Origin of the sequence: Pseudomonas sp. FW305-28 (assembly GCF_017351395.1) — a bacterium.
Lineage (GTDB): Bacteria > Pseudomonadota > Gammaproteobacteria > Pseudomonadales > Pseudomonadaceae > Aquipseudomonas > Aquipseudomonas fluorescens_AA.
In genome coordinates this window covers 1-12,283 of the sequence record NZ_JACNDD010000181.1, presented here as the reverse complement: position 1 = coordinate 12,283, position 12,283 = coordinate 1, and the positions used below count along the sequence as shown (strand labels likewise).

General features: G+C 61.4%; 10 protein-coding genes. 2 read left to right on the top strand and 8 right to left on the bottom strand.

Annotated elements, in window-relative coordinates:
- On the top strand, nt 1-1,053 hold a 1,053-nt coding region (locus tag J4E53_RS27290; protein WP_207268226.1), incomplete at its 5' end, for an AGE family epimerase/isomerase.
- A 119-nt stretch (nt 1,054-1,172) separates the two neighbouring features.
- Here the strand turns inward: J4E53_RS27290 and J4E53_RS27285 are convergent.
- The 8 genes from J4E53_RS27285 to J4E53_RS27250 form a co-directional block, all read right to left on the bottom strand.
- Complete coding sequence (locus tag J4E53_RS27285; RefSeq protein ID WP_103310938.1) at nt 1,173-1,937, bottom strand: SDR family oxidoreductase; 765 nt, start codon at nt 1,935-1,937, stop codon at nt 1,173-1,175.
- An 846-nt stretch (nt 1,938-2,783) separates the two neighbouring features.
- Complete coding sequence (locus J4E53_RS27280) at nt 2,784-3,500, bottom strand: ABC transporter ATP-binding protein (protein ID WP_018606262.1); 717 nt, start codon at nt 3,498-3,500, stop codon at nt 2,784-2,786.
- Nucleotides 3,497-4,369: an ABC transporter ATP-binding protein gene (locus tag J4E53_RS27275; protein WP_060739396.1), complete on the bottom strand. Its 873-nt coding sequence runs from the start codon at nt 4,367-4,369 to the stop codon at nt 3,497-3,499. Before J4E53_RS27275 ends, J4E53_RS27280 begins: the two co-directional genes overlap by 4 nt.
- A complete protein-coding gene (gene livM, locus J4E53_RS27270) occupies nt 4,366-5,646 on the bottom strand; it encodes a high-affinity branched-chain amino acid ABC transporter permease LivM (RefSeq protein WP_060739397.1) in 1,281 nt (426 codons plus the stop codon). The genes J4E53_RS27275 and livM overlap by 4 nt, the downstream gene beginning before the upstream one ends.
- Nucleotides 5,647-5,648: 2 nt before the next feature.
- A complete protein-coding gene (locus J4E53_RS27265) occupies nt 5,649-6,563 on the bottom strand; it encodes an ABC transporter permease subunit (protein ID WP_060739398.1) in 915 nt (304 codons plus the stop codon).
- A gap of 164 nt (nt 6,564-6,727) precedes the next feature.
- On the bottom strand, nt 6,728-7,864 hold the full coding sequence (locus J4E53_RS27260) for a branched-chain amino acid ABC transporter substrate-binding protein (RefSeq protein ID WP_060739399.1): 1,137 nt from the start codon (nt 7,862-7,864) through the stop codon (nt 6,728-6,730).
- 370 nt (nt 7,865-8,234) lie between these two features.
- Nucleotides 8,235-9,518, bottom strand: a complete 1,284-nt coding sequence (locus tag J4E53_RS27255) for an FAD-binding oxidoreductase (protein ID WP_060739400.1) — start codon at nt 9,516-9,518, stop codon at nt 8,235-8,237.
- Between the two features lie 160 nt (nt 9,519-9,678).
- Complete coding sequence (locus J4E53_RS27250; protein WP_072412016.1) at nt 9,679-11,169, bottom strand: aldehyde dehydrogenase family protein; 1,491 nt, start codon at nt 11,167-11,169, stop codon at nt 9,679-9,681.
- Nucleotides 11,170-11,349: 180 nt separating this feature from the next.
- On the opposite strand from J4E53_RS27250, the gene J4E53_RS27245 reads away from it, so the two are divergent.
- The gene (locus J4E53_RS27245; protein WP_060739402.1) at nt 11,350-12,258 is read left to right on the top strand and encodes a LysR family transcriptional regulator; all 909 of its coding nucleotides are present in this window, start codon (nt 11,350-11,352) and stop codon (nt 12,256-12,258) included.
- The last annotated feature ends 25 nt before the right edge of the window (nt 12,259-12,283 follow it).

Here is a 12,283-nt window from a genome sequence, read left to right as displayed (position 1 = left end):
ATCGTGCCGATGTGGCAAGGCCCGGGTTGGAATGCCGAACTGGCGCTGCCCTATGAGTCCCTGGATGCCGGACATACGCCGCTGCCGCCCCAGCGCTACCGCGCCATGGCCTGTGCGCGGCAGTTGTATGTGTTCGCCAGCCTGATTGGCGAAGTCCCCCAGGCCGAGGAGCGGGCCAGCGCCCTGTTCCGCTCGCTGCAACGGCATTTCCACGATGCCGAACACGGCGGCTGGTTCTACAGCATCGACCCTCAAGGCGCGCCGCTGGACACCGGCAAAGACCTCTACACCCATGCCTTCATCCTGTTCGCCTGCGCCCATTACTGGGACAAGGTCCGCGAACCGCTGGTGGAGTCGGTGCTCAACGCCAGCCTGGAAGTCATCGCCCAACGTTTTGCCAGCGCAGACGGGCTCTACGAAGCCAGCCTCAAGCGCGATTGGTCAACGACCGGCTCCGGCCCGTTGCAAAACCCCTTGATGCACCTGGCCGAAGCTTTCCTCGCCACGCTCTCGGTCCGCGAAGACGCCAACGTCCGTCAAGCATTGCTGAGCTTGTGCGACGGGATGGCCAAGCATTTCATCGAGCCGCAGCAACGGGTCATGATGGAAAAACCGCTCAAGGCTGTGGATAACTGGTTCGAGCCGGGGCACCAGTTCGAATGGTATTACTTGCTGGCCTCATCGCCGCTGTTGCGCAACGGCAAGCTGCACACCGCCCTGGAGCGCAGCTTCGACCATACCGAACAACGCGGCGTCGATCCGGAATCCGGCGCGGTGTGCGCGATGCTGGACCAGGAACCACAAGCAAGCCCGCGCGATGCCACCCAACGCATCTGGGCTCAGGCCGAGTACCTGCGGGCACTGACACTGCGCCCTGGCAACCAGGGAGTGTTACTGCGTCAATTGCAGGCTTTGCAGCAACACTTCCTGCATGCCAAGGGCTGGAACGAATGCCTGGACGCCGACGGCATCGTCAGCCGCCGGGACATGCCGTCCACCACGCCGTATCACCTGCTGACCTGCTATCGCGGGCTGGCCGATTATCTAGGCTGATTGGCAAACCGCTATCGCGGGCAAGCCTTGCTCCCACAGGGATTTGAGCAGCCCTACTTCCCAGGAATGAATCAAGCCTGCGGGAGCAAGGCTTGCCCGCGATGAACGATAACGCAGTCTTATGTTTTGTTGCGCTCGATGGCAAACCCGGCCCAGGTCTGGCTCACCGGCATCAGCTCCAGGCTGTTGATGTTGATGTGTGCCGGTGTGTTGAGCACCCAGAAAATCGTATCGGCGATGTCTTGTGGCTGGATCGGCTCGGCGCCGGCATACGTCGCGTTGTAGCGCTCCTGGTCGCCACCGAAGCGCACCAGGGAGAACTCGCTCTCGCACAGGCCTGGCTCGATGTTGCTCACCCGCACGCCCGTGCCTTGCAGGTCGCAACGCAGGTTCAGGGAGAACTGTTTGACGAACGCCTTGCTCGCGCCATACACGTGGCTGCCCGGATACGGGTAGTTGCCGGCGATGGAGCCCAGGTTGACGATCCCGGCGCCACGGCCGTGGGCGATCAGGCGCGGCAACAGCAGGCGCGTGCTGTAGATCAGCCCTTTGACATTGGTGTCGACCATGGTGTCCCAATCATCGAGGTCGCACTTGGGGGCCGGGTCGACGCCCAGGGCCAGGCCGGCATTGTTGATCAGCCCGCGCAGCTTGGCGAAGGATGGCGGCAGGTTGGCGATGGCTTCTTCCATGGCCTTGCGATCACGCACATCCAGGACCAGGCCATGGACTTCCGTCTGCTTCGACAACTCGGCACACAGGGCATTGAGGCGCTCTTCACGACGACCGGTCAGCACCAGTTTCCAACCGGCCTCGGCAAACCGACGGGCACAGGCTTCACCAAAACCGGACGTCGCGCCGGTGATAAACAGGGTGTCAGACATCGTGTTCTCCTTGTTTGAACTCAAAAGCCATTGAATGGAAATCGGCCCACAGCATGCCCGGCCTGGCACGCCAGGGGCAAGGCTTGCGCATGAGCTTTTGGCCCACGGCTGCTCATAAAACAACCAATCCACGCCAGGCCTCGCCCAACAAGGCCCGCAGCCGGTTGCTCGCACCTTATCCACAGGCACGTCCACAGTAATCGGGGGCAAGTGCAAATCCCGCAGGCCGCTGTGCACAAGGCTTTTCGGGGTATTTGGAATTTTTTTTCGCTTGACCCTGCAAGTGAGGTTGTGCAGCGCAAGTTATCTGCTATAAGCCACTGCGAAATGGGCGATGGCGCCAAGCCAGTAACGACGGCGCTCAGCGCGGTCTTTCCAGAGTTTAGTCACAGACTTATCCACAGGCTTGCCCACTGTCTTTGGCGTCCATTCCGGCGCTCATAAAAGTGTTGACAACAGCCGCTCCCGCTTGACCAAAAACGCCTGATCAAAAAACGATCACAGCCCTGCAAGCCACGGATTATAAGGCTTGCAGCCAGCTACTCCCACGTTACCCACAGCCAGTTCCACAGCAAACGGGGACAAGTCAAAACCGTGACAAAACAACTGTTTGCGGCGACTTTATGTCGCGGTTTCGCAGGGGCTCAGGATTGTTGTCCACAATTGCCTGCATACCCAAATTCCTGTGGGAGCGAGCTTGCTCGCGATAGCGGTGGATCAGTCGATGAACATGTTGAATGTGACGCCCTCATCGCGAGCAAGCTCGCTCCCACAAGGGTGGGTGGTGGTTTGAAGAGATAAAAAAACCGGCGATCTCTCGCCGGTTTTTCCATTACAGCAGCCGCCTCAATGCCCGCCCAGGTACGCGTTGCGCACCTCCTCGTTGGCGAGCAGTTCCTTGCCAGTGCCGGTCAGGCGGATTTCACCGTTGACCATCACATAGGCCCGGTCCGATAACCTGAGGGCGTGGTTGGCGTTCTGTTCCACCAGGAAGATGGTCATCCCGGTGGACGCCAGTTCACGCAGGGTGGCGAAGATCTGTTTCACCACAATCGGCGCCAACCCCAGGCTCGGCTCATCGAGCAGCAACAACTTGGGCCGGCTCATCAATGCCCGGGCGATGGCGAGCATTTGCTGCTCGCCACCGGACATGGTCATGGCCCGCTGGTTGCGGCGCTCCTTGAGCCGTGGAAACAGCTCGAACATGCGCTGCATGTCTTCGCTGGCGTATTTGTCACCGATGGGAATGGTGCCCATCAGCAGGTTTTCCTCGACGGTCATGTCCGGGAATACCCGTCGCCCTTCCGGCGACTGCGCGATGCCGTTGGAGGCAATGTAGTGCGACGACTTGTGGGTGATGTCCACGCCCTGGTAGATGATCTGCCCGCCCGCCGCACGGGGCTGGCCGAAGATGGACATCAGCAGCGTGGACTTGCCGGCACCGTTGGAGCCGATCAGGCTCACGGTTTCACCTTCGCCAATGTGCATCGAGACCTTTTTCAGGGCCTGGATCGGCCCGTAGAACACGTCCAATTCCTTGAGTTCGAGGATAGGTCCACTCATACCAGTTCCTCTTCGTCGGCACCCAGGTAGGCCGCGATCACCTTCGGATCGTTGCGAATCGCCTCGGGACCGCCCTCGGCGATCACGTTGCCGTGGTCCAGCACCACGATGTGATCGGAAATGCTCATTACCATGCCCATGTCGTGTTCGATCAGCACCACGGTCAGATCATGCTCGTCGCGCAGCAGCCGGATCATCGCGCTCAGCGCTTCGGTTTCCTGAGGGTTGAGGCCCGCGGCCGGTTCGTCGAGGCAGATGATCTGCGGGCGGGTGCACATGGCCCGGGCGATTTCCAGGCGCCGTTGCTGGCCGTAGGAAAGCTCCCCGGCCAGACGGTTGGCGCAATCCACCAGGTCCACCACTTCCAGCCAATAGAACGCATGGTCCAGCGCATCGCTTTCGGCCTTGCGGTAGCCCTTGGTGTTGAGGATGCCCGCCACCATGCTGCGGTTGACCCACATGTGCTGGGCCACCAGCAGGTTTTCCAGCACCGACATTTCCTTGAACAGGCGAATGTTCTGGAAAGTACGGGCCAAACCGGCGCGGTTCACCAGGTGGGTGCCGCCGAACATCTTGTAGTACAGCCGGCTGGCGAAGGACTTCGGCGAGACGAAGTCCGTCGGGCGAAACGCTTCGCCCAACAGCTTGATGACGTTGGTCTGCTCGCCACGCACGTTGAGCTCGATCTTGCCGCCCGTGGCCTTGTAGAAACCGGTCAGGCAGTTGAACACCGTGGTCTTGCCCGCGCCGTTGGGGCCGATCAGGGCGAAGATCGAGTTGCGCTTGACCTGCAGGCTGACATCGCTGAGGGCCTTGATCCCACCGAACTGCATCATCAGGTTTTCGACTTTGAGTACGACTTCGCTCATGGCGCTACCCCCTTGCGCGGCGTCACGCCGGTACGGCTGATACGGATCAGGCCACGCGGGCGCCAGATCATCATCAACACCATCAGTACGCCGAACAGCAGCACCCGGTATTCGGAGAAGCTGCGCAGCAGCTCCGGTGCCACGGTGAGTACGAATGCCGCGATCACCACACCGACCGTCGAGCCCATGCCGCCGAGCACGACGATCGCCAGGATCAGCGCCGATTCGAAGAAGGTGAACGACGAGGGGTTGACGAAGCCTTGGTAACTGGCGAAGAACACCCCGGCCAGGCCAGCCGTGGACGCACCAATGGTGAACGCCGAGAGCTTGACCAGTACATGGTTCAGGCCCATGGAGCGGCAGGCGATTTCATCCTCGCGCAGGGCTTCCCAGGCACGACCGACCGGCATGCGGGTCAGGCGATGCTTGACGTAGAGCACCAGCAGCACAGTGATGAACAACACGATGTAGATGAACAGGAATTTGATGTTGGGGTTGTAGTCGATGCCGAAGAACTCATGGAACGGCACCCCGCCATCCTTCGCCCGCCTGCCGAATTCCAGCCCCAGGAAAGTCGGTGAAGGCACCGGCATGCCATTCGGCCCACCGGTGAACGACAGCCAGTTGTTGAGCACCAGGCGAATGATCTCGCCAAAACCCAAGGTCACGATGGCCAGGTAGTCACCGTGCATTCGCAACACCGGGAATCCCAATATGCACCCTGCCATCGCCGCCGCGATGGCCGCCAGCGGCAGCACCGTCCAGAAACCCAGCCCCAGGTACTGGTAGCCCAGCGCCAGGCCATAGGCGCCGATGGCATAGAACGCCACGTAACCCAGGTCGAGCAGCCCCGCCAGGCCGACCACAATGTTCAGGCCCAGGCCCAACAGCACATAGATCAGCCCGAGAATGACCACCGTGAGCACGTATTTGTTGGCGAAGAACGGAAACACGATGGCAATCACGATCAGTGCCGGGATGATCCAGCGCAGCCGCGATTTGTAGTCCGGCGGCAGCACGTGCACGCCAGAGCCGGTGCTTTCGAAACCCTGGAGAATCTTCAGTCCCTTGGGGGTTTGCAGGAACAGGCTCAAGGCGAAGCGCCCGATCATCACGATCGCCACCAGCCAGCCGACGCGGGCCGGTTGCAGGTTGAAGCTGTAGCCGTCGAGCACCACGCCGACAATGGGCCCGAACACGATCAGCGAGATCAAGCCAGCCAGGATCGCGTCGATGACACTTTGTTTGATATCAAGCGGTTTATTGGCAGCAGACATACTTATACCTTCGCCACGAGTGGGCGACCCAACAGGCCTTGGGGACGGAAAATCAGAATCAGCACCAGCAGCGAGAAACTGAACACGTCTTTGTAGTCGGAGTTGATCAGACCGGAGAACAGCGACTCGGAAATCCCGAGGATGATCCCGCCGAGCATGGCCCCAGGCAGGGAACCGATGCCGCCGAGTACTGCCGCGGTGAACGCCTTGATGCCGATGATGAAGCCGGCATAGAAGTCGAATGTGCCGTAGTTCATGGTGATCAGTACGCCGGCCAGGGCCGCCATGGCCGCGCCGATGATGAATACGTAGGAAATCACCCGGTCGGTGTTGATCCCCAGGATCGAGGCCATCTTGCGGTCTTGCTGGGTGGCGCGGCACATGCGTCCGAGCTTGGTGTACTTGATGATGTAGGTCAGCACGCCCATCCCCGCGAATGCGGCGATCAGGATGAAGATCTTGGTGTAGGTGAGCTGGACGAAACCGCTGCCGAAATCGAAGCGCATGGCGCCTTCGAGCAATGTCGGCACGCCCTGTTGGCGAGCACCCTGGCTGATCTGCGCATAGTTCTGCAGGATCAGGGAGATACCGATGGCGCTGATCAGCGGTGCCAGCCGAGTGGAGTTGCGCAGGGGTTTATAGGCGACGCGTTCGATGACCCAGCCGTACACCCCGGTGACCACGATCGTGAACACGAGGGTGCCAAGGATCATGAGCGGAAAGGATTCGATACCGAAATAAGCCAGCAGAGCCAGACTGATTGCCGCGAGGTAAGCGGAAATCATGTAAACCTCGCCGTGGGCGAAGTTGATCATGCCGATGATGCCGTAGACCATTGTGTAGCCGATGGCGATCAGACCATAGACCGACCCGAGGGTCAGGCCATTGATCAGTTGCTGCAGGAAAATACCATCCATAACGCAATCTCACGCAGTGAGAACCTGCACACCTTCGGGTGCGCGGTTCTTCTAAGGAAAATACAGATTAACGTCGGAGCAATGCCAGGCACGACCTGCACGCGCCCTTTGGAAACCGGGGTTTGCCCGGTTCCCAAAGGCGGCGTTGACGGTCGCGTCAGCCCTTACTTCTGTTTTTCCAGCTGGTGGTATTTGCCATCCTTGTCCCACTGGTAGACCACGTAGTCGGAGACTTTCAAGTCGCCCTTGGTGTCCCATTCCTTCTTGCCCATCACGGTCTGGACGGGGTTGGCCTTGAGCCACTTGGCCGCGTCTTCGCCTTTATTGGACTTGGCGCCATTGAAACCGGCGGCCAGGGCCTGGACCGAAGCGTAGGCGTACAGGGTGTAGCCTTCAGGCTCGGTGCCATTCTTGCGGAACTCTTCAACCACGGCCTTGCTGTCTGGCAGCAGGCGTGGGTCGGCGCCGAAGGTCATGTACACACCATCGACGTATTGCGCGCCGCCGGCGGTGGTGACCAGTTCGTCGGTCACGATGCCATCGTCGGACATGAACTTCACGTCCTTGAGACCTTGCTCACGCAACTGGCGAACCAGCGGGCCGGCTTCCGGGTGCAGGCCACCGAAATAGACCACGTCGGCACCGACCGAACGGATCTTGGTGACCACGGCACTGAAGTCTTTCTCGCCGCGGGTCAGGCCTTCATACAGCACTTCCTTCACGCCACGCTTGGCCAGTTGTGCCTTGGTGGCATCCGCCAGGCCTTGGCCGTAGGTGTCCTTGTCGTGCAGCACAGCCACTTTCTTGCCCTTGAGCACGTCGACGATGTAGTCACCTGCCACGATGCCCTGCTGGTCGTCACGACCGCACATGCGGAACATTGCACTCAGGCCGCGCTCGGTGACCTGTGGGTTGGTGGAGCCCGGGGTGATGGCGATGATGCCGGCTTCGTCGTAGACCTCGGAGGCCGGGATGGTATTGGACGAGCAGAAGTGCCCGACCACGCCGATCACCTTGTCCTGGTCGACCAGGCGGTTGGCCACGGCCACGGCCTGCTTGGGTTCGCAGGCGTCGTCACCCGCGACCAGTACGATTTTCTCGCCGTTGACGCCGCCGGCCTTGTTGATGGCATCGGCTGCCGCCTGGGCACCCTTCATGTACTGCTCGCCGAATGCGGCGTTGGCGCCGGTCATCGGCCCCGCCACACCGAATTTCACATCAGCTTGGGCAAACGCAGAAACACCCAGCGCAGCTGCCACTGCGAGGGCCAGGAAACCTTTCTTGTAAAACGTCTGGGACATGAGGTGGTGCTCCAAGGTTTTTTTTAGTTGGCACTGCGACTTCACTTCACTGAAAAGCTCAGAGCAAGGGCCGTGCCATCGGTTTTTTATTCTGAAAAAAGTCGCTGCTTTATTGTTATTTCGACTGTTTCGGGCCCTTTTTCATGGGGCGTGCAACCGTCTAAACCGCACAAGGTGCAACCTTTTATACAAACGGGTAAAACCCTCCATGAGCCATCATTGCAACCATCGCGCGAAACGGCGTGCAACCACTGTGTAACAACCCACGTCACCGAACTGCACACTGTCGGTGCGCGACTGCTACAACCCGCACCATAACAGGCTAGACGCTACGCCGGAAAACGCGGCTTCCAGCAACAACTTTCAACACTCAAATGACGATCCGCAGGCACTGGCCCGCGTGATACAGCGAAAAGCCCGCCTCATACAGGCAACTGCGCAGCCCCACCCCGGCCAGTGGCTGCATGGGGGCGAACGGGATCGGCAGGGCCTGGGTATTGCCGTGACACAGGTAATCGGCGAACGCCTTGCCGACCACCGTACCGGTGGTCACGCCTCGGCCGTTGTAGCCGGTCACGGCCACCAGCCCGGGAGCGGGTTCGAACAGGCGCATCAAGTGATCGGGAGTGAAGGCGATGCAACCGGTCCAGGTGCACTCCCACTCCACCGGCTTGAGATAAGGGAAGTAGTGTTGCTGCACCCGGTCGGCCCAGGCCTTGAGGAACCAGGTCGGCTTGCGGTTGCCGTTGCCCAAGCTGCCCAGCAGCAAACGACCGTCCTTGTCCCGGCGGATGCTGCTCAGCACCTGGCGGGTATCCCACGAGCCCTGCCCGCCCGGCAGAATGCGTTGGGCGGCCTCGTCGGTCAGCGGGACGGACGCGACCTGATAGTAATAACCCGGGAAGAAATTGCGCCGCAGCTCGGTCCAGTCACCCTCGGTATAGGCATTGGAGGCAATCACCACCTGCTCGGCCAATACCGAACCCTGGGCGGTCTGCACCGACCAGCGCTGGCCTTGACGTTCCAGGCGCGTCACCGGCGAATGGTCGAACAACTGGCCACCCAGGTCCGTGGCGGCCTTGGCCAGCCCGCTGGTGTAGGCCATCGGATTGAGCGTGCCGGCGCGGCGGTCGAGCAAGGCCGCGGCGATTTTCGAGGTGCCGGTGGCCTCGGCACAGGCCTGGCCGGTGAGCAATTCCACCGGGGCGCCACGACGCTTCCATTGAGCTTCGCGACTGCGCAGGTCGGCTTCGCCCCGGGCGTTGTGGGCCATGTGCAAGGTGCCTTCGCGGCGCAACTGGCAATCGATGTTGTATTTATCGATGAGGCTGAACACCAGGGCCGGCGCGCCCCCCAGCATGCGGTTGAGCTGGCTGCCCACCGCCTCGCCGAATCCGGCCTCAATGTCATCCGGCGGGATCCATAGCCCGGCGTTCACCAGGCCGACGTTGCGCCCCGATCCGCCATGCCCGGCCCGATGGGCTTCCAGCACGGCCACGCGCTTGCCTTGTTCGAGCAAGTGCACCGCCGCCGACAGCCCGGTGAACCCTGCGCCGATCACACAGACATCCACCGTGATTTCGCCGGTGAGGGCAGTGTTTTCAGGCCTTTGCGGCGTCAGTTTTTCCCACAGACATTCTTCGCGTAACGGCATTGCCAGACTCCGAAAAAGAAACCCAACCATCACACTGTTCAGTGTGGGAGCGAGCTTGCTCGCGATAGCGGCGGCACATTCAATGACTGTGCGACTGACAGACTGCCATCGCGAGCAAGCTCGCTCCCACAAAGGATCTCCACGAATTGAAGATCCGGCCTCAGTCGAAGGTAATCCCCTGGGCCAACGGCAACTCCAGCGAGTAGTTCACGGTGTTGGTCTGGCGACGCATGTAGCCGCGCCAGGCATCGGAGCCGGATTCGCGACCGCCGCCGGTTTCTTTTTCACCACCGAATGCACCGCCGATTTCCGCGCCGCTCGGGCCGATGTTGACGTTGGCGATGCCGCAGTCGCTGCCCACGGCCGACATGAACTGCTCGGCTTCACGCACGTCGGTGGTGAAGATGCAGGACGACAGGCCCTGGGGCACGGCATTGTTCAGGTGCAGGGCCTCGGCGAAGTCCTTGTAGCCGACCACGTACAGGATCGGTGCGAAGGTTTCGTGGCGCACCACGTCACTCTGCTCGGGCATCTCGACGATGGCCGGCGAGACGTAATAGGCATTCGGGAACTGGTCTTCGAGCTGGCGCTTGCCACCAAACACGCGCCCGCCTTCGCTCAGGGCCTGCTCCAGCGCGTCCTGCATGCCGTCGAAGCTGTGCTTGTCGATCAGTGGCCCGACCAGGTTGCCTTCCAGCGGATGGCCGATGCGCACTTTCGAATAGGCGGCCTTGAGGCGGGTGACGATTTCTTCCTTCACCGACTCGTGGGCGATCAGCCGGCGCAGGGTGGTGCAACGCTGGCCGGCGGTGCCGACGGCGCTGAACAGGATGGCGCGCACGGCCATGTCCAGGTCGGCGCTCGGCGCCAGGATCATGGCGTTGTTACCGCCCAGTTCGAGGATGCTGCGGGCGAAACGCGCGGCGACTTTCGGCGCCACCTCACGGCCCATGCGGGTGCTGCCGGTGGCGCTGATCAAGGCCACGCGCGGGTCGTCCACCAGGGCCTCACCGGCATCGCGACCGCCGATGATCACCTGGCTCAGGTACGGTGGTGCGTCGCTGAAGTTCTTCAGCACGCGTTCGAACAGCGCCTGGCACGCCAGGGCGGTGAGCGGGGTCTTTTCCGAGGGTTTCCAGATCACCGAGTTGCCGCAGACCAGGGCCAGCGTGGTGTTCCAGGCCCAGACCGCGACGGGGAAGTTGAAGGCACTGATCACCCCGACCACGCCCAGCGGGTGCCAGGACTCACGCATGTGGTGGCCCGGACGCTCGGAGGCGATGGTCAGGCCGTACAGCTGGCGGGACAGGCCGACGGCGAAGTCGCAGATGTCGATCATCTCTTGCACTTCACCCAGGCCTTCCTGGGTGATCTTGCCGGCTTCCCACGACACCAGCTCGCCGAGGTCGGCCTTGTATTCGCGCAACAGGTCGCCGAATTGACGCACCAGCTCGCCGCGACGCGGGGCCGGCACCTGGCGCCACAGGTCGAAGGCGTGTTCGGCACGGCTGACCTGCTGCTCGACTTCAGCGGCGCCTTCCCAGTTCACGGCGCCGATGCGGCTGCCATCGATAGGCGAATGCACCGGCTGTGTGCCGCCCTGGTACAAGGCCGGATTGACGCCCAGACGATCAAGCAATGCAGCAACCATGGGGTAACTCCTCTAAACGAGCGATAAAAGATTGGCGGACGGACCATCGCCGTCCGCTCAGGCCTCTAGTTTTAGCTGGCCCGAGTCTTGCCAACAAACGACCATTAAGCGAGATATCATTCCGTTTATTCATGCTGCCCCTGACTCGATTTATAGAGCAACAAGAAAAAGGCCCTCGTCATGCTCAATAAGCGCTATTTACCGTCGATTACCGCACTCCAGTGCTTCGAAGCCGTGACTCGCCACCTGAGCTTTACCCGTGCCGCCGAAGAACTCCATCTGACCCAGAGCGCCGTCAGCAAACAGGTCGCCCAGCTCGAGGAACTGTTGCAGCACCTGCTGTTTCGGCGTGTGCGCCGCCGCTTGCAACTGACACCGGCCGGGGAGTTGTACTTGGGGGAAGTGCGAAAAATCCTTACCCAGGTGGAGATGTCCACCCACTATCTGCGCTCCTACGGTGGCGATACCGAAGTGCTGCGTGTTTCCACGCCTCCGACCTTCGGTGCCCGCTGGCTGGTGCCCCGCCTGAAAGGCTGGCGGTTGCGTCATCCGAAAATTCATCTGGACCTGCGCAGCGAGCAGGAAGCCGACGACTTGCAGCAGGGGCGCAGCGACCTGGCGTTCTACTTCGGCCAGGGTTCACGCCCTGGCACCGAATCCCGGAGACTGTTCGACGAAGAGCTGGTGCCGGTCTGCGCGCCCGGCAGCCTGCCTGAGCAGGCCTTCACCGACCCGACCCAACTGGCCGAGCTGGTGCTGCTGCAAAACGCCTCGCGCCCCCAGGCCTGGCATGACTGGTTCGACAGCCAGGGCTACCACACCGAACACAGCTACCACGGGCCGCGTTTCGAAACCTTCTACATGTGCATCCGGGCCGCCCAGGTCGGCTGCGGCGTCGCCCTGCTGCCGCGGTTTCTGGTGGAAGAAGAACTGGCCGACGGCAAACTGGTCATCCCCTGGCAGCATGCGATGCCGAGCACCGATGCTTACTACCTGGCCTACCCGGAACATTCGGCGGAAGTGCCCAAGGTGCGGCTTTTCGTGGAATGGATGCTGGAACAGCTCGATAGCCCGGGTACGCCGCAATAACAGCAACCACCACCAAACCCTGTGG

Bases quoted from the DNA above. Each gene is read 5' to 3' on its own strand.
- J4E53_RS27285 (WP_103310938.1), bottom strand. From the start codon at position 1,937: ATGTCTGACACCCTGTTTATCACCGGCGCGACGTCCGGTTTTGGTGAA.
- J4E53_RS27280 (WP_018606262.1), bottom strand. From the start codon at position 3,500: ATGAGTGGACCTATCCTCGAACTCAAGGAATTGGACGTGTTCTACGGG.
- J4E53_RS27275 (WP_060739396.1), bottom strand. From the start codon at position 4,369: ATGAGCGAAGTCGTACTCAAAGTCGAAAACCTGATGATGCAGTTCGGT.
- livM (WP_060739397.1), bottom strand. From the start codon at position 5,646: ATGTCTGCTGCCAATAAACCGCTTGATATCAAACAAAGTGTCATCGAC.
- J4E53_RS27265 (WP_060739398.1), bottom strand. From the start codon at position 6,563: ATGGATGGTATTTTCCTGCAGCAACTGATCAATGGCCTGACCCTCGGG.
- J4E53_RS27260 (WP_060739399.1), bottom strand. From the start codon at position 7,864: ATGTCCCAGACGTTTTACAAGAAAGGTTTCCTGGCCCTCGCAGTGGCA.
- J4E53_RS27255 (WP_060739400.1), bottom strand. From the start codon at position 9,518: ATGCCGTTACGCGAAGAATGTCTGTGGGAAAAACTGACGCCGCAAAGG.
- J4E53_RS27250 (WP_072412016.1), bottom strand. From the start codon at position 11,169: ATGGTTGCTGCATTGCTTGATCGTCTGGGCGTCAATCCGGCCTTGTAC.
- J4E53_RS27245 (WP_060739402.1), top strand. From the start codon at position 11,350: ATGCTCAATAAGCGCTATTTACCGTCGATTACCGCACTCCAGTGCTTC.